This window comes from Oerskovia rustica, from assembly GCF_014836555.1.
GTDB lineage: Bacteria > Actinomycetota > Actinomycetes > Actinomycetales > Cellulomonadaceae > Oerskovia > Oerskovia rustica.
On record NZ_JACSQQ010000016.1, the window covers coordinates 48,706 to 65,993 of the forward strand.

Annotated in this window: 11 protein-coding genes; 5 read left to right on the forward strand and 6 right to left on the reverse strand. The window is 74.7% G+C overall.

The features are described 5' to 3' along the window. Nucleotides 1-46: 46 nt before the first annotated feature. Together H9652_RS10970 and H9652_RS10975 are read right to left on the reverse strand one after the other, a co-directional pair. On the reverse strand, nucleotides 47-844 hold the full coding sequence (locus tag H9652_RS10970) for a PspA/IM30 family protein (RefSeq protein ID WP_191796273.1): 798 nt from the start codon (nucleotides 842-844) through the stop codon (nucleotides 47-49). Between the two features lie 62 nt (nucleotides 845-906). Continuing rightward, complete coding sequence (locus tag H9652_RS10975; RefSeq protein WP_318244118.1) at nucleotides 907-2,988, reverse strand: TPM domain-containing protein; 2,082 nt, start codon at nucleotides 2,986-2,988, stop codon at nucleotides 907-909. A gap of 168 nt (nucleotides 2,989-3,156) precedes the next feature. Here H9652_RS10975 and H9652_RS10980 point away from each other — a divergent pair, with 168 nt between their 5' ends. Continuing rightward, nucleotides 3,157-3,879, forward strand: coding sequence for a DUF5701 family protein (locus H9652_RS10980; RefSeq protein WP_225228082.1), 723 nt, complete (start codon nucleotides 3,157-3,159; stop codon nucleotides 3,877-3,879). 111 nt (nucleotides 3,880-3,990) lie between these two features. Here the strand turns inward: H9652_RS10980 and H9652_RS10985 are convergent, their stop codons facing one another. The 3 genes from H9652_RS10985 to H9652_RS10995 all read right to left on the reverse strand — a co-directional run bounded on the left by H9652_RS10985 (nucleotide 3,991) and on the right by H9652_RS10995 (nucleotide 10,333). Then, a complete protein-coding gene (locus H9652_RS10985) occupies nucleotides 3,991-5,658 on the reverse strand; it encodes a DNA repair helicase XPB (RefSeq protein WP_138822945.1) in 1,668 nt (555 codons plus the stop codon). 48 nt (nucleotides 5,659-5,706) lie between these two features. Beyond that, nucleotides 5,707-8,301: a helicase-associated domain-containing protein gene (locus H9652_RS10990; protein ID WP_191796275.1), complete on the reverse strand. Its 2,595-nt coding sequence runs from the start codon at nucleotides 8,299-8,301 to the stop codon at nucleotides 5,707-5,709. A 64-nt stretch (nucleotides 8,302-8,365) separates the two neighbouring features. Next, the gene (locus tag H9652_RS10995) at nucleotides 8,366-10,333 is read right to left on the reverse strand and encodes a DUF3352 domain-containing protein (protein WP_191796276.1); all 1,968 of its coding nucleotides are present in this window, start codon (nucleotides 10,331-10,333) and stop codon (nucleotides 8,366-8,368) included. 229 nt (nucleotides 10,334-10,562) lie between these two features. Here H9652_RS10995 and H9652_RS11000 point away from each other — a divergent pair, with 229 nt between their 5' ends. Genes H9652_RS11000 through H9652_RS11015 form a run of 4 tightly spaced genes read left to right on the forward strand, consistent with a single transcriptional unit; the run spans nucleotide 10,563 to nucleotide 16,456 of the window. Further along, entirely contained in the window at nucleotides 10,563-10,943 is a 381-nt protein-coding gene (locus tag H9652_RS11000) for a cold-shock protein (RefSeq protein WP_030144143.1), read from the forward strand. Nucleotide 10,944: 1 nt separating this feature from the next. After that, nucleotides 10,945-11,946: a DUF3027 domain-containing protein gene (locus tag H9652_RS11005; RefSeq protein ID WP_191796277.1), complete on the forward strand. Its 1,002-nt coding sequence runs from the start codon at nucleotides 10,945-10,947 to the stop codon at nucleotides 11,944-11,946. After that, nucleotides 11,943-15,212, forward strand: a complete 3,270-nt coding sequence (locus H9652_RS20320) for a sacsin N-terminal ATP-binding-like domain-containing protein (protein WP_191796278.1) — start codon at nucleotides 11,943-11,945, stop codon at nucleotides 15,210-15,212. Before H9652_RS11005 ends, H9652_RS20320 begins: the two co-directional genes overlap by 4 nt. Next, on the forward strand, nucleotides 15,209-16,456 hold the full coding sequence (locus tag H9652_RS11015) for an MFS transporter (RefSeq protein ID WP_318244119.1): 1,248 nt from the start codon (nucleotides 15,209-15,211) through the stop codon (nucleotides 16,454-16,456). The genes H9652_RS20320 and H9652_RS11015 overlap by 4 nt, the downstream gene beginning before the upstream one ends. A 69-nt stretch (nucleotides 16,457-16,525) precedes the next feature. Here H9652_RS11015 and H9652_RS11020 read toward each other — a convergent pair whose 3' ends face one another. Next, a complete protein-coding gene (locus tag H9652_RS11020; protein WP_225228097.1) occupies nucleotides 16,526-16,774 on the reverse strand; it encodes a DUF2530 domain-containing protein in 249 nt (82 codons plus the stop codon). Between the last annotated feature and the right edge of the window lie 514 nt (nucleotides 16,775-17,288).

A 17,288-nucleotide genomic window follows, 5' to 3' on the forward strand; every position in this document is an offset into this window, starting at 1 on the left:
CCCCCCCCCCCCCCCCCCCCCCCCCCCCGTCGGTCGGGGCCGGGGCCTACCAGCCCCCGGACGGGGCGTCCTGCGTGCCGGCCTCGATCGACGTCACGGTCGTGGGCGTGATCTGCGGGGCCGGGGAGGCGCCGCCGCTCTTGAGCGCCGCGAGCCGCGCCTCTACCTCGATGTTCGCCCCTGACGCCTCGAGCTCCTCGAACTGGGCGTCGAGCGAGGACGCGGCGACCTCGGCCTGGCCGAGCGCCTTGGCCTCCTCGCGACGCACCTTCTCCTCGAAGCGCGACACCTCGCTCGTGGGGTCGAGGACGTTGATCGAGCTGATCGCGCCCTGGACGGTCTGCTGCGCCTCGGCGGACTTCTGGCGGGCGACGAGGGAGTCACGCTTGGACTTGAGCTCGCCCAGCTTGCCCTTCATCTGCGCGAGGCCGGTCTTGAGCTTCTCGACGGTCTCGCGCTGCGACGCGATGAGCGGCTCGGCCTGGCGGACCTCGCCCTCGGCGGAGATCTGCCGCTGGAGCGCGACCTTGGCGAGGTTGTCGAACTTGTCGGCGCCCGCGGTGTCGCCCGACGAGCGGAAACGGTCGGCCTGCGCGGACGCGGCGGCGGCCTTGTCGCCCCACTCGCGCACTGCCGCGACGTCCTCGTTGTAGTCCTGCTCGGCGAGCCGGAGGTTGCCGATGGTCTGCGCGACGGCCTGCTCGGCGTCGGCGATGCTGTTGGTGTAGTCGCGGACGAGCTGGTCCAGCATCTTCTGCGGGTCCTCGGCGCCGTCGAGGAGCGAGTTGATGTTCGCCTTGGCCAGCTGGGTGATGCGTCCGAAGATGCTCTGCTTCTCTGCCATCGGTCGTGCCTTCCTGCTCGTGGATGGGGTGCGCGATGCTCGTGCTTGCCGTGCCGTCCGACCTAGAACCGTCCTCCTCTGCTCGAGCGGCCGCCCGAGGACCTCCCGCCCGACGAGCCCCGCGACGAGCGGCCCGACGACCCGCCGAAGCCACCGCCCCCGAACCCGCCTCCGCCGTAGCCGCCGCCGAACCCGCCTCCCGACCGGCGTCCGCCGCCCCCGCCGCGCAGGATCTGGTCGAGGAGGATGCCGCCCAGGACCATGCCGCCGACGTTGTTGCCGCCGCCTCCAGAGCCGCCGCCGAACATCCCCGCGTCGTTCTGCTGCGACTCCCACGCGGACGCGTCGCGCTGCGCGAGCTGTGCCGCGGCCTGGGCCAGCGCGTCGGCCTGCTGGGCCGTGGCGAGCGCGCGCACGGGGTCGGAGGGCTGGAGGGCACGGGCCTCGCCGAGGTGGCGGATCGCCTCGGAGAGCCGCGTGCGGGCTTCGGGCCCGACGGCGCCGCGCCGGGTCTCGATGAAGTCGTTCGTCGCGCGGATCTGGGAGTCGACGCGCCCGATGGTGTCGCGCAGGAGCGCCGCGGCGCGTGCGGCCTGCTCGGCGCTCGCGCGGAACGGAGCCAGTGCGGCGTCGATCGCGGCCTCGGCGTCGGTGAGCCGGCGCAGGGCCGCGATGGGGTCGCCACCGCTGCGCGCGGTCTGTGCCTCGGCCACTGCGGACTGCGCCTCGGTGGCGCGCGCCGACACGGTCGGGTCGGCCGGTGCGAGGCGGGCGGCGTCGGCGATGTCCGCGGTGATCGACGCGACCGCGACGTCGAGGCGCTGGCCCGCCTGCGCGAGGACCTCGCCCGCGGAGTCGATCGCGTCGAGGAGGATCATGGCCTGCCCGACGGCGTTCTCGGCGGCGCGGGCGTGCGCGACGGCGGACGCCCGGTCCTTGCCCTCGAGTGCCGACCGCCCGGCGGCGATCGCCTCGCGGGCGCCTGCGACGAGCTGGAGGGCCTGCTGGGGGTTCGCCGAGACGGAGGCGAGCGCTGCCTCGGGGTAGGTCGCGGAGAGCGCGGCGAGCGTGCTGCGGGCCGGAGCGACGCGGGCCTCGACCTCGCCCGCGCGACGTTCGACCGTGTCGAGGACCTCGGGGGCTCGGGACTGCAGGTCGCGCAGCTCGTCGAACTGGGCGGACTCGGTGTCGAGCGAACGGCTCACCTCGGTGCACAGCGCGATGATCTGCGCCATCATCGTGCGGGCCTGGGGCTCGGCCTCCGGGGTGTCGTCGTCGAGCTGCTGGCGCAGCGCGAAGGCCTGGGACACCTTCTGCTTGCCCTTCTCGAGCGCGACCTGGAACTCCTGCGTCGCCTCGAGGCCGAACTGGGCCTGCGCGAAGCCGAGCTCCTGCTCGGACGTCTTGACGGCGTCGTCGATCGCGACGAGGGCCGAGCTGGCCCGCCGGTCCAGCTCGTCGGTCGGGAGCTGGGCGAGCTCGTCGGCCTCGTCCGGTCCGCCGGGCCTCGCGGCCGTCCCGCGGCGCTTGCTCAGGATCGCGCGGACCACGAAGCAGCCTGCGATCGCGAGCAGGCCGACCACGAGGGCCACGAGCCAGCCCGAGACGCCCGAGGACGACGAGCCCGTCGCCTCGGCGTGCAGGGAGTCCGCTGCGGCGACCGCGGCCCCCGCCCAGTCGTCCTGCCTGAGCTGGTCCTCGATCGCCTCCTGGACCGTGTCGAGCGAGGCTTCGGACAGTCCGATGTTGTGGTCGGCCGACAGGTCGTACCGGCGGTCCGTGGTCGCGACGGCCAGCAGGACGTCGTCCCGGCCCAGGCCGGACAGGTTGGCCGTCGAGGTGGCCCAGGTCTGCGCGTCCTGCCCGTCGAACGTGTCGACGTAGACGACGAAGAGCTGGTACGGGGTGTCGTCCTCCAGCCGGTCCATCGCCTTCTCGATCTCGTCGGTCCGGTCCCCGAGCACCCCGGCGGGGTCGGTGATCCTGCCCGGGAGGTTGAGCGGCTGCTCGGCGGTCGCGGTGGAGCCGAGGCCGGTCAGGGTGAGCGCGCCGGCGATCCCGAGCGACAGGACGCCGCGGAGGACGGAAAGACGCGCACGGTGCGCCGGGCGGGGGAGTGCGGGGGGAACGGACGACGAGGCCACCTCGTGATCCTTTCCCACGGGTGCGGGTGTCGCAATCGTGAAACGGGACAGCAGGGGCATTTCACCCGACGTGATGGTTCGAGGCGCGGGGGTGGCGCCACGGACCGTCCGCTGGGAATGTTCGTACGGCGTACCATGTTAGAGGGACGACGTCGACGAGAGGAACCCATGACGACCACGACGACCACGACGCCCGCACGAGCTGCGGCCCCGCTGGCAGCGCCGGCGACGGCACCGCGCCCGGGGGCTGCCCTACCGCCGCTCGTCGACCAGGCCGAGCGGCTGATCGCGCTCGGCGTCCATGCTCTCGCCGGGCTGTCGGCGGACGAGGTGCGCGACGCCGTCGGGCACCTTGCGCACGATGCGCCCGACGGCGGGCTGCTCGCCGTGCATCCCCGCCTCGCCCCGCCGTCCGTCCTCGCGCCGCTCACGAGGCTCGGGGACAAGGAGGGCTTCGTCGTCGTCGACATGGAGGACGTCGACCGCTTCGAGCCGATCGAGGGGCTCGTGCTCCCGGAGGGCCCGCTGTACGTCGTGACCGACGTCGACCGCGGCGACGACCTGGCGAACTGGTCCCCCGACGAGGCGCTGCCCGAGTTCGAGCGACGCGACCGCACGCCGCTCGTTCTCGGCGAAGGGATCCACTGGGCGCTCCAGACACCCGACGTCGTCGAGCGCAACCACTGCTACATGACGATCGGCTCGCGGCTGCGCAAGGACGAGGGACGTCTCGACGCGCGGACGCCCGCAGTGTGGATCTCGAACGGCACCGGTCGCGACGGCAAGGAGCGACGCGGCGCACCCAAGGTCGGTTGGTGCTGGGCGGGCAACCGGCACACGTGGCTCGGCTTCGCGTCGGGAGCGCGTCGCGTCGGAACCCCGACGGGGTAGGGGGGGACGAACGGCCCGGGGTGGACCGTCAGGCGGGCGCAAGGGAGGGGGTGTGTTCTCTGCGGAGCGACGACACCTGGTGCCGCTCCGCAGAGAATACACCCCCTCCCTCTACTGCACGACGCCCAGGTCCTCGGCGTCGACGATGCGGTACGCGTAGCCCTGCTCCGCCAGGAAGCGCTGGCGGTGCGCCGCGAAGTCCTGGTCGACGGTGTCGCGCGAGACCACGGCGTAGAAGTGCGCGGTGCGGCCGTCCTGCTTGGGCCGCATGATGCGACCCAGGCGCTGCGCCTCCTCCTGGCGGGACCCGAACGACCCCGACACCTGGATCGCGACCGACGCCTCGGGCAGGTCGATCGAGAAGTTCGCGACCTTGCTCACGACGAGCCGCGAGATCTCCCCGGAACGGAACGCCTCGAACAGCCGCTGGCGCTCGCGCACCGTCGTGGCCCCCGTGATGACGGGCGCGTCGAGGTGGTCGCCGAGCTCCTCGAGCTGGTCGAGGTACTGGCCGATCACGAGGACCTGGTCGTCGGGGTGCGCGGCCGCGATCTGCTCGACGACGCGGTTCTTGCCCGCCGCGGTGGCAGCGAGCCGGTACTTGTCCTCGGGCTCGGCGGTCGCGTACGCCATGCGGTCACGGTCGGACAGCGTGAGGCGCACCTCGACGCAGTCCGCGGGCGCGATGTACCCCTGGGCCTCGATGTCCTTCCAGGGCGCGTCGTACCGCTTGGGCCCGATGAGGCTGAAGACCTCGTCCTCGCGCCCGTCCTCGCGCACGAGCGTCGCGGTCAGTCCGAGGCGGCGGCGCGCCTGGAGGTCCGCGGTCATGCGGAAGATCGGTGCGGGCAGCAGGTGGACCTCGTCGTAGACCACGAGGCCCCAGTCGCGCGCGTCGAGCAGCTCGAGGTGCGTGTAGACACCCTTCCGCTTGGTCGTGAGCACCTGATAGGTCGCGATGGTGACGGGCTTGATCTCCTTGCGGGCGCCCGAGTACTCGCCGATCTCGTCCTCGGTGAGCGTCGTGCGCCGCACGAGCTCGTCGCGCCACTGGCGCGCGCTCACCGTGTTCGTCACGAGGATCAGGGTCGTCGTCCCGGACTTCGCCATGGCCCCGGCGCCGACGATCGTCTTGCCCGCGCCACAAGGGAGCACGACGACGCCGCTGCCCCCGTGCCAGAACCCCTCGACGGCCTGCTGCTGGTAGGGCCGCATGGCCCAGGGCTTGTCCTCGTGCGCCGGGTCGGTCGGCGACAGGTCGATCGGGTGCTTCTCGCCGTCGACGTACCCCGCGAGGTCCTCGGCGGGCCAGCCGAGCTTGAGCAGCACCTGCTTGAGGTGCCCGCGCTCGGACGGGTGCACGACCACCGAGTCGTCCCCGAGCCGGTCGCCCACCAGACCCGCGGTCCGCTTGGACTTGAGGACCTCTGCTAGCACGGCCTTGTCCGTCGCCTGGAGCACGAGCCCGTGCGTCGGGTGCGCGACCAGCTGGAGCCGCCCATAGCGCGCCATGGTCTCCGCGACGTCGACGAGCAGCGCGTGCGGCACGGGGTAGCGGCTGTACTCGAGCAGCACGTTGACGACCTGCTCGGCGTCGTGCCCCGCGGCGCGCGCGTTCCACAGCCCGAGCGGCGTGAGCCGGTAGGTGTGGACGTGCTCGGGGGCGCGCTCGAGCTCGGCGAAGGGGGCGATCGCCCGTCGGGCGTCGCCCGAGCGGGGGTGGTCGACCTCGAGCAGCAAGGTCTTGTCGCTCTGCACGATCAGGGGGCCGTCGGCCATGGGCGTCCTTCCGGGTGGTGCGCCGTGTCGTGACGCGGGTGGTGCGGGCTAGTCGTTCGGCGCCCCCGCCGACGCGTTCGTGGTCGCGTCGGTCGACGCGTCCTGGGTGGGGGCGGGGGCGTCGGTGAAGACGCCCGCGATGCGATGGACGGCGACGGTCAGCTCGGCGTCGCGCGCGGGGTCGAGGGCGCGCAGGCGGCCGCCCTCCAGGACGAGGGGCTTGACGCGGCGCCGGGTCGGCTGACCGGTGGGGTCGATCGTCTCGAGGACCACGTGGTCGCCCGCGTCGATCGCGTCGCGCAGGAGTCCCAACGCCGCGGGGGGTTCGGTTGTTCCGCGAGGTTCGGGCGCGACGTCCTCACGGGTCGTCGTCGTGGGAGGAGCGGCGAGCGCCGCGTCGTCGGCCGCGCGCAGACGGGGGACGAGCTCGGCGTACCGCTCGCGCCGGGCCGCGGCGTCCTCCTGGTGCACCGCCGGCCCGACGGCGGAGCGCCCCCGGGTGGCCGTGTCCAGCGGGCGGCGCCCGCCCACGCGGGAACGGACCGTGGTGCGGAGCCGCTCGGTGCGCACGACCCGCCCGTCGGGTCCCTCGACGGTCGAGGCGAGGCCGCGGTCGCGCAGCGCGGCCTGGAGCGTCGCCGCGGGGACGAGCGAGACCAGCACGGTGGGTGCGATGCGGAACAACGACAGGTGACGCAGCGACGGGTCCTCCACGAGGCCCGTCAGGAGCGCGGCGTCCTCCGCGCGCACGTAGCTCGACGCGCTCCCGACCCGCAGCCGCCCGTGCCGGCGAGCGGTGTCGCGGACCAGGTAGTCGAGGGGTTGGGGGAGCGACGCCCGCGAGTGGCCCGCGAGGTCGGCCAGCAGGTCGTCCGCGGTGCGGCCAGCGTCGAACGCACGGGTCAGTGACTCGGGGGTGAAGCGGACCGTGATCGCAGCCCCGCGCGACTCGACCTCGGCGGCGTCCTCCAGAAGCCGTTCGAGCGCGGTGCTCGGTCGGCCCGGGACGATGCCCGTGAGGTCGCCCTGGAGCAGGAGCTCGTCGACCTCGGGCGGCAGGACCGACTCGAGTGCGGCCGCGAGCGCCGCCTCCGAGGACGTGAGCACGGGCGCGCCCGACCTGCTCGACTCCGCGGGGGCGTTCGTGCGCGCGACGGGTGCGGCGCCGTCGGGCCGCAGGAGCGCGCGGCCCGTGGGGGCGAGCGCCCCGACCCCCGTGACCCCCAGGAGGTGGGCCTCGTGGAGCAGGCCCTCGATCGCCTGGAGCGGAGGGACCGACCGGGGCGACCCCCAGCGCAGGACCTCCAGGAGGTCGCCCGAGGTCAGGGCCGTCCCGGGGCGGTCGGCGAGCGCGGACAGCAGGTCGGAGCGCAGGCGCGGCACCCACGGCCTGGTGAGGTCGGGTTCGAGCGCGGCGCGCAGCGTGCCCCGCTCGTCGCGGCTGCCGACGGTCCACGGCGTCCGGCCCGAGCCCGCCCAGGCCGCGGCGAGCAGCGCCCAGCGGGCTGCCAGGGGAAGGTCGAGCCAGTCCTCGCCCGCGACCGTGACGGTGAACGAGGGAGGGTCTTCGCCGTCGTCGACCACGAGACCTGCGGCGAGCGCGAGCTCGGCGACGAACGCGGCCGACGGCTCCTCGACCTCGAGGGTCGTCGCGAGGCGCCGGAGGTCCCGCACGCCCAGGCCGCCCGCGCGCAGGACGCTCGGCGGAGAGGCCTGCCACAGCGCGAGGAGGTGGGCGACGAGCCGGACCGCGTCCTGCGCCGCGCGAGCGGCCTCTGCGGCGATGGTGTCCTCGGCGAAGTGCGGGGCGTCGGGCTCGGGCGGGTGGGCGAGCGGCCGGGCGTGCGTGCGGCCCTCGCGCAGGGCGAGGGCGACCTCGCGGGGCAGGACGACGTGCCGCTCGTCGGACGCGAGCAGGAGACGCTGTCGCAGGAGCCACGTCGTCGCCTCCCGGCCCACGGGGTCGGCGCGCGGCGCGACGCCCACGGGCGGCCCCCAGGTGAGGGCGTCGAGGATGCTGCGTGCACCGGGTGGCGCGTCCGCGAGGAGGTCGTCGAGGGCGGTCGTCCCGATGCAGGCCGGGCTACCGGTCGGGGTGAGGGAGTCGGCCGGACGAGCAGCGAGCGGTGACGACGGGTCGGTGGGGCCGAGCCCCGCCGGGTAGGGGCCGAGGACCTCGGACAGGCCCGGCGCGACCGCGAGGTCGGTGCGCGGCGACGGGTCGCGGTCCCACAGCAGCGCAGCCTCTTCGAGGTGCGCGAGCGCGGCCCGGACGACCGGGGCGTCCGCGTCGCTCGCGCCGAGCGCGTCGAGGACGCGGTCGACCGTCACGGCCCCGTCGTCGCCAGGGGCGCCGCGCGTGGGTCGGGTGGGTGCTGGGCGGGACGTCGGCGTCCGCGGAGGGGGCTGGTCCCCGAGGACGAGGACGGACTCGAGGACCTGGAGCTCGAGGGCGTCGAGCCGGGCGGTCGCCCGGTCCAGGCTGGTACGGCTGGTGGCGCGTGCTGCGAGCGAGCGCAGCGTCGACGGCGAAGGAGTGGCCAGGTCAGGGCGCTGCAGCAGCAGCGCGACGAGGTGCTCGTCGCTGCGGGAGCGAAGAGCCTCGGGGAAGGTCCGGCGCTGAGCCGGAGGCGTTGAGGCCATCCGTCCGATGTTACGCGGGTCGGGAGTTCTCCCGCCCCGCGCGACCTCCGCACGGACGAGATGCTCAGTCGAAGCTGACGCGCAGGCTCGTGAGGCTGTGGCCGTCCACGACCCGGCTGGAGACGCCGACGGCTCGCAGCGGCTCGACGTACGCGATCCACGAGTCGTCGCCGCCCGTCGCGTCGATGTTCGCGCGGGCGACCGACTCGAGCGCGTCGACGTCGAGGTAGGCCGCGTTGGCTGCGCCCTTCGCGTCGGGCACGACGGTCCGGAAGGCGCCCACGGTGCCGAGCGTCCCGTCCTGGGCGAGCCGTGCGGCGTACGCCTCGTTCGAGGCGACGACGAGCCCGTCCTTCGTGGTCGCGCTCGTGAGCTTCTCCGCGCCGGCGTCCACGAGGATCGCGTCGATGCGGCCGAGGAGGTCCTCGAGCGCGGCCTTGTCGCCGATCGTGCGCGCGCCGAGGTCGACGTCGGCCAGACCGGTCACGGACGAGACGTCGTCGAGCCCGGCGGAGTCGAGCGCGATCACGACCTGCTCGCCGAGCAGGGTCTTGAGGTCCTCGGGCAGTCGCAGGTCGTAGGTCTTCTCGAGCTCGTCGACCGTCTCCTGGAAGCCGAGGCCGCTCGGCAGGAGGTCGTCGGTCGCGCTGCCGGTCGACCGGTCGTCACCGAAGAGGTCTGCCTCCTCGGTGCTCTGGTAGGCGTCGAGGCCTTCGTCGAGCGCCGAGTAGTCCCCGGTGCAGCCCGCCATGAACGACTCGTCGTAGCTCCGGGTGACCTCGGCCAGCTCCTCGGGCGTGAGGCCCCAGTCCGACGCGTCCAACGCGTTCTCGGGCAGCGCGAGCAGTGCCGCGCACTCGGCCTCGGTGGCGGTGGCGAGCGTGCCTGCCGTGCGGACCTCGTGCGAGGACAGGGTCCAGTCGTCGCCGAGCAGGTCGTCCCCGGAGCCCAGGCTCCCCAGTCCGCTCGACCCGTACGCGTCGGCGAGCGTGCTCAGCTGCTCCCAGAGCTGGTCGACCGAGGCGGGGTCGATCGTCGCGGACGAGGCGAACAGGGTGCTGTCCGGCAGCCCCGTGAGGAGCGAGGTCCCCGCCCCCTCCATCGGCGCGAGGACCTTGTCGTCGGCGCCGACGGCGATCGCGATCTCCAGGTGGTCGGCGCCCGCCCGCGCCGCACCGGCGACCGAGCGGAGGCCCTGGGTGACGGCCGCGTCGAGCTCGTCGGCGCCCTCCTGCCCCTCGAGCGCGGCGATCGCGCCCTCGACGTCCGCCCAGTAGGAGATCAGCCCGGGGTCGCCGAGCGCCTTCATGTCGGCGGCGAAGAGCGGGGCGTCGGCCAACGACGCCTTCTTCGCGGCTGCCGCCACGTCGGCGGCCACGACCTTCTCGGAGGTGATCAGGGCGTACCCGTCGGCGAACGCGACCTGTGCGGGCTTCGCGCCGTCGCCGCAGCCCAGGCCGGACTCGATGGCCGCCCGTGCGGCGCCCTCGTCGTTCACCTGGAGGGCGACCACGGGCTCGGGCGCGGATCCTGCGTCCCCGGTCGCGCCCTCGACGGGCGGCAGCACGGCGATCGCGGCACGCTGGCCGATCCACGGTTCGACGTCGGTCGCGTAGTCGATCTCGCACGTCCCGCTCTTCGCGATCGCGTCGACGACGAGCTTGCGGAGGTCGGCGTCGTCGCCCAGGTCGACGTCGAGGTCCGCCGCGAGGTCCGGGAACCTGTTCGCGAGGCGCAGCAGGTTGACCTTCTGCGTGGCCGACGGGTCGAGGTCGACGCGGACGTAGGCGAACGCGGTGTCCGGGAGGGCCGCCTCGGGCTGGGCCCCACCGCCGTCGAGCGCGCTGTAGGCGAACACGCCTCCGCCGACCAGGACGAGAGCCGCGGTCGCCGCACCGCCGAGCACGAGGCCGGTGCGCAGGCGGGAGGGCCCGACGGTCGCGACCGGGGCCTGCCCGAGGGCCGCGCCACCGGCATGCTGCTGCCACGCCCCCGAGGGGTCGGCAGGGGGGAAGGTGGGCGGCGTGGTCATGGGGAACCCTCTGGGTCGGTGGCGGCTCGACCGGCGCGGTGCGTCGGCAGTCGCCCGAAGGCTAGTGGAGGCCGCAGGCAGGCCGCAGCCCCCTTCCATGGGGAGAACTCCCCGCCGCCGGAACTCACCCGGGCGCGCTCGTCGGGGCGCGGCCCGGTGGATGCGACTGTGAGGGCTCTGTCCCGGTAACCTGGGAGTTCTGATTCCCACGAGCACAAACGAGGTTCACGTGCCCACCGGCAAGGTCAAGTGGTTCGACACCGAACGAGGGTTCGGCTTCATCGCGAGCGATGAGGGCGACGAGGTCTTCCTGCACGCTTCCGCCCTGCCCGACGGCGCGGCCCCCAAGCCCGGTGCCCGGGTCGAGTTCGGCGTGGCCGACGGGCGGCGCGGCCCGCAGGCGCTCGCGATCAAGCTGCTCGACCCTGCGCCGTCCGTGGCGAAGGCCCAGCGCCGCCCGGCCGAGGACCTGGGGGTCGTGATCGAGGACCTCATCAAGGTCATGGACAAGGTCGGCGGCTCGCTGCGCCGTGGCCGGTACCCGGATGCCGCGCAGGGAGCCCAGCTCGCCAAGGTGCTGCGCGCCGTCGCCGACGACCTGGAGGCATGACATGGCTGCCGTAGCCGCCGCTGAAGGTTCGACCCGTCGTGTGAGCGCGCGCGCCGCCAAGGACGCCGTGCTCACGGGCGCGGTGGATCTCGCGCGTGCTGCGGCGGAGCAGGTCGCCGAGCACGTCGGGGACGTGGGCGAGCACCTGGGGACGGTCGTCGAGGAGGACCGTCTCATCTCCCACCAGTTCGCGTGCACCATGCTCGGGTACCGGGGGTGGCGCTGGACGGTGACGCTGGCCCGGGTCCCGCGCGGTCGCACCGCGACGGTGTGCGAGGTCGAGCTCCTGCCGGGCGACGGGTCCATCCTGGCTCCCGAGTGGTTGCCGTGGTCGGAGCGTCTGCGGCCGGGGGACATCGGCGTCGGCGACGTGCTGCCGTTCCAGGCGGACGACCCGCGCCTCGAGCCCGGCTACGTGCCGACGGGCGACGAGGAGCAGGACGCCGTCGCGATCGAGGAGCTCGCGCTCGCCCGGGCGCGGGTCCTGTCCCCCGAGGGGCGCGACGAGGCGGCTGAGCGCTGGTACCGCGGCACCCGTGGCCCCACGGCGCCGGGGGCCGTCTCCTCGGCGGCCGAGTGCGGGTCGTGCGGGTTCCTGGTCCCGCTGCAGGGCGCCCTGGGTCAGGTCTTCGGAGTGTGCGCGAACGCGTGGTCGCCCGACGACGGCAAGGTCGTGAGCCTCGACCACGGGTGCGGGGCGCACTCGGAGACGGACGTCGAGCCGCACCCGACCGACTGGCCGGCCGCGGACCCGCTGATCGACGAGATGGACGTCGAGATCGTCCAGCTCCTGGACGCGGCCCGTGACGCGGCGAGCGCCGTACCCGGATCGGGAGAGACTCTCGCAGGCCCGACGACCGAGCGTTCCGCGGAAGCTGCGGCGAGCATCGAGCTCGCCCTGTCGCGGATCACGCTTCCTGAGCCGGGGTCGTCGTCGGGGGCAGAGAGCACACCGGAGACCGCGCCGGAGCAGGACGCGGACCCGGACGAGCCGGCCCGGTGACGACGGACGCCTTCGGGACGTCGGCTCTTCGCCGAGCCGTCACGGAGGCGTGGCTCGCGTCCCCGACTCGCTTCCGGGAGGACGCGAACACCGAGGAGGACCATGCCCGCGGCTACTACCGCGACCGGGTGGTCGTCGAGCTCGCGCAGAACGCGGCCGACGCCGCGGCACACGCGGGCTCTCCGGGCCGCCTCGTGCTGCGTCTCGCGCAGGACACCGACGGTGCGTGGTGGCTGACGGCCGAGAACTCAGGCGCACCGCTGGACGCGGAGGGTGTCGAGTCGTTGTCGTCGATGCGCGCGTCGGCCAAGCGTCCTGCCGGCCCGACGACGGAGCCCCCGTCCGCGGACGGCGCCCCCGGGCGGGTGGGCCGTTTCGGGGTGGGCTTCGCGGCCGTGCGCTCGGTCGCGGACGAGGTCTCGGTGCGCTCGACGCTCGGGGGGGTGACCTTCTCGCTGGGGCGGACGCGAGCGGCACTGTCGGACCTGGTCGCGGGGGCGCAGGCGGAAGGGGGCACCGGGGCCGCAGCGGCTGACCGGCTCGATGCCGCTGTCCGCGAGCGGGGCGACGCCCTGCCCGTGCTGCGGCTCCCGTTCGCGGCGGACGCCCTGCCCGTCGGTCCGGGCGGCCCCGACGGGGCGACCGCTCCTGCCCCGCCGGACACGGTCGTCGCCCTCCGCCTGCGGGACCGGGGCGCGCTCGACGCGGTCCGTGCCCAGCTCGACGAGGTGGACGACGCGCTGCTCCTGGCGCTGCCCGCGCTGGACGAGGTCCTGGTCGAGGTCGAGGACGACGACGGGACCCTGCGGGCGCGCCGTCTGCACGACGTCGCCGCGCGCTGGACGGTCGTGCGCGAGCGCGGGGCCTTCGACGCGGGCCTCCTGGGCACGCTCCCGGTCGAGCAGCGGCACGCCGGATGGAGCCTGCTGTGGGCGCTGCCCCGGTCGGCTCCCGCGCCGAGCGAGGTGGTCGCGGGGGTGCTGCACGCTCCGACGCCGACCGACGAGCCGTTGACCTTCGCGGCGCTCCTCGTCGCCTCGTTCCCCCTGGACCCGAGCCGCCGGCACGTCCTGCCCGGTCCGGTCACCTCCGCGCTCGCCGGGCTCGCGGGCGGTGCGTACGCGCGGCTGCTCGGGCTCGTCGCCGCCGAGCGCGGCGCGTCGGTCCTGGGCCTCGTACCGACGGGGTTGCCTGCCGGGGCGCTCGACGCCCAGGTCCGGGACGCGGTGCTCGGCGCGCTGCGCGCCACGCCCCTGCTGTCGCCGCCGCTTCCGGGGGCCGACGTCGACGGGCCGCCCGTGCTGCGCGCCGTCGGCCGGATGGTCGCGCCGCGCGATGCCCAGGTCCTCGCGGGCGAGGTCGGACGCGACGCGGCGGTGGTGGCAGTCCTCGGTCGGGCGGTGCCGGACCTCGTCGACGTGCCGCCGTCGCTGCACGCGGTCGCGCGGTCGCTCGGTGTGCGGTCCCGTGAGCTCGCGGACCTGCTCGACGAGCTGCCCGCGGGCATGGACCCGACCGCGTGGCGCGACGTCTACGCGGCCCTCGCCCCGCACGTGGGTCAGCCGGGGGTGCTCGACGCGCTCGGTGCGGTCACGGTCCCGCTCGCCGACGGCCGGACCGCGCGGGGAGCCCGCGGGGTCCTGCTCCTGGGGGCCGCCGACTCGGGCAGGGACGACGCGGCGGGGTCGGCCGGTGTCCCCGACCTCGCACGCTCGCTCGGCCTGCGGCTCGTCCATCCCGACGCCGCTCACCCGCTCCTTGAGCGGCTGGGGGCGACGCCGTCGTCGGCTCGTGGGCTGCTGACCGAGCCTGCGGTCAGGGATCATGTGCTGCACCTCGCGGACCAGGTCGCCGACGGCGACCTGCTCGACGACCTCGACGCGGGCGGCGAGGTCCAGGACCCGGTGCCCGCCGCCGTCGGGCAGGTGCTGGCCCTCGTGCCTGCTGCGCTCGCCGAGGGAGCGCTGCCCGAGGACGTGCCCTTCTGGTGGGGCGAGCTCCCGCTGCCGACGGCCGACGGCGAGCTGTCCGCGGCGCGGGAGTGCGTCGTGCCCGGGTCGTGGTCCGCCGAGCACCTGGACGGCCTGGTCCCGCTCGCGGAGGGCGTCCTGGCGCGCTGGGGCGAGGACGTCCTGCGTGCGGTCGGGGTCCCGGCGGACGTGACGGTCCACCGGGTGCGCGACGTCCTGACGCCGTGGGACGTGGACCCGGACCTGCCCGACGACCCCGACGACCCGCAGTCGTGGCTCGACGGCTGGGCCGACTACCTCGCCTTCCTCGGCGGGCTCGTCGGGGGAGGGGCGTACGTGGGGGACCTCGACGCCGTCGCGGACCTGGACGCCGTCGCCGACGACGCGTGGCCCGCGTTCCTCGCGCGCGTGGCCCGCGAGCCCGAGGCCCGCGCCGCCCTCCTCGCCCCCGTCCGGGCGCAGGGCGGAGCGCGGGTCGGGGACGCGCCGTCGTACACCGCGTGGTGGTTGCGCCGGCACCTGGGCGCGCCCTTCGCGGCCGAGCGAGGCGGGGTACCGTTCCTGCCCGACCCGCCCGCCGAGGCCAGCGGCCTGGACGCCGAGGTCGTGCGCGCCCTGGGCGGGGTCGCGGACCTGGGAGATCTGGCACCGGCGGACTGGCCGGACTACCTGGCCGCGCTGCCCGACGTCGGCACGCGCCTCGACCTGCCCGCCGCGCTCGCGGTGTGGCAGGGGTTGGGCGCGCTCGCCCGCTCGGCGCACGGCGGGGAGCTCGACGAGCTGCCCGACCGCCTGCCCGGTCTGCGCGGGTCCGTCGCGACCTGCGCCCGGGCCGAGGACCTGGCCGTGGCGCCGAGCGCGATGTGGGCGCAGGTGCGGACCGTGCTGCCGGTCGCCCTTGCGGGGCGGACCTCGCCGGCCGCGGACACGGGAGCGGTCCTGGCGGACCTCCTGGACCTGCCGCTGCTCCCGGCCCCGGGCGCGCCGGACGTCCCCCTGCCCGACGGCGCCGGCTCACCGCAGGCGCTCGACCCTCGGGTCGCGGCGCTCGTCCCGGGAGTGCCCGGCGACTGGTTCGAGCACGACGCCCTGGCGGTGGACGGCGTCGAGGTCGACTGGTGGGTGTGCGCGGGCAGCGCGGGACCCGAGGTCCACGCCTCCACGACCGCGGGCCTGGCGCGCGGCCTGGCCGCGGTCGCCGGGCGGCCCGGGGCGCGGCACCTCCTGGAGTCCGCGCTGCTCGACCCCGCCGCGGCCGAGGACCTGCGGGCCGAGACCGCGTGGGACGGGGAGTGAGCGGTCCGACGGCGGGAACCGCCACCGGACCGTCCGGCATCTTCGACCGCCGCCTCGTGGGCGGTGTGTACGTCCCGACCTTCGTGTTCGAGGCGGGGGTGAGCGCGATCGTCCCCGTCGTGGCGCTGAGCGCCATCTCGATGGGGGCCGGGATCGCGCTGGCCGGGTTCGTCGTCGCGCTGCTGGGGCTCGGGCAGATCGCCGGTGACGTGCCGGCCGGTGCGTTCGCGGCCCGGTTCGGCGACCGGCGGGCCATGATGACGGCCGCGGCCGCCTCGATCGTCGGCCTCGTGGCGTGCGCGCTCGCCCCCAACCTGTGGGTCCTGGGCGCGGGGGTCTTCTGCGTCGGCATGACCAACGCGGTCTTCATGCTCGCCCGGCAGGCCTACCTGACCGAGGTCACGCCCGTGCTCAAGCGGGCCAGGGCGCTGTCGACGCTCGCGGGCACGCACCGGATCGGCGCGTTCGTGGGGCCGTTCGCGGCGGCCGCGGTCCTGTGGGTCTGGGACCTGCCCGCGGTGTACTGGCTGGCGGTCGGCACGAGCGTCGTCGCCGGGCTGGTGACGGCCCTCGTGCCCGACGTCGCGGCCGGCTCGACGGCTCACCGGCGGTCCATGGCCCCCGTCAGCTTCCGCACGGTGCTGGCCGCGAACTGGCGGGTGTTCGCGACGCTCGGGATCGCGGTCGTCATGGTCGGGGCCACGCGGGCGGCCCGGCAGGTCGTGCTGCCCCTGTGGTCCGAGCACCTGGGCTTCAGCCCTGCCACCACGAGCGTGATCTTCGGGCTCTCGGGAGCCGTCGACATGCTGCTGTTCTACCCCGCGGGGAAGGTCATGGACCGCTGGGGGAGGCTGTGGGTGGCGATCCCCTGCATGGTCGTCCTCGGCGGGGCGATCGTCGTGCTGCCGCTCACGAGCACCGTCGCGGGGGTGGCCGTCGTCGCGATGGTCATGGGCTTCGGCAACGGGATCGGCTCGGGCATCCTCATGACGCTCGGGGCCGACGTCGCACCACCGGACGTCCGTGCGCAGTTCCTCGGGATCTGGCGGCTCTTCCAGGACTCCGGCTCCGCGCTCGGCCCGCTCGTGGTCTCGGCCGGTGCCGCGCTGGGGAGCCTCGCGGGCGGGATCGTCGCCTCGGGGACGGTCGGCCTGCTCGGGGCCGTCGCGCTCGCGCGGTGGGTCCCGCGGTGGTCGGTGCACGCGAACCGGACCACGCGCCGTCGGGCGGGGATAGAGAGCTAGGCCGCGTCCCTCGTGGCTGAGGGCGGGTGCGGTGCGCGTGCTGCGGCGAGAGGGCGGTGTCGCGCGCCCCTAGCCCTGCGAGCGGTACTCGCTCCGGTTGCGGCGTTCCCAACCGAGACCGATCATGCCGAGCACGATCCCGGCCGCGCAGGTCGCGGGGAGCTCGAACGTCGCCCGGTCGAGGACCAGGAGGACGACCGAGACCACGAGGGCGACGGCCCACAGGCTCATTCCCACCAGGATCACGGGCTTGAGATCGACGCGCAGCGCCGGCGGGTTGGGGCGGCGCCGCTCCGGGTGGACCAGCAAGGAGATCATCGAGGGCACGCTCGCAGTCTACGTCTCGCGAACGTCCCGTCGGGTGAAAAAGAAGTCGGTGTCGCTCGGCGCGTCGTTCCGCCCGGTGTGAAGGAGGTCGTGCTAAAAGGCGCTCCTCCGGTCTGGGGCGCCGTGGCGCGAACCGGGCAAAACCCCGTGAACCGGGCGCTGGACCAGCGGCAGCGACCGACGGTGTGTGCGACCCGCAAGGAAGACGTGCCCGTTTTCACCCGTGAGCGGCGTCACAAGACCGTCGAGGAGAGGTCTCTCCCGGGTGAGACGGGACGCGGACGGGGTTCCAGTGCGGCAACCCCAGCCGCTACGATCCCCACTTCGCCGCTCCTCCTTCGTTGGACGGCTGTACAGGAAATTACGGGCTCGCTCGTAGCGCTGAACCGAGAGGATTCCGGTCCTCCTCGACTTGGACATCTGTCCATCACCATTCTCCGACCTGCCGAGTCTCCCGGACCGGCGCCAGGATCGGCGGGATCCCAGGCTTGGGACTCGCCGGGCG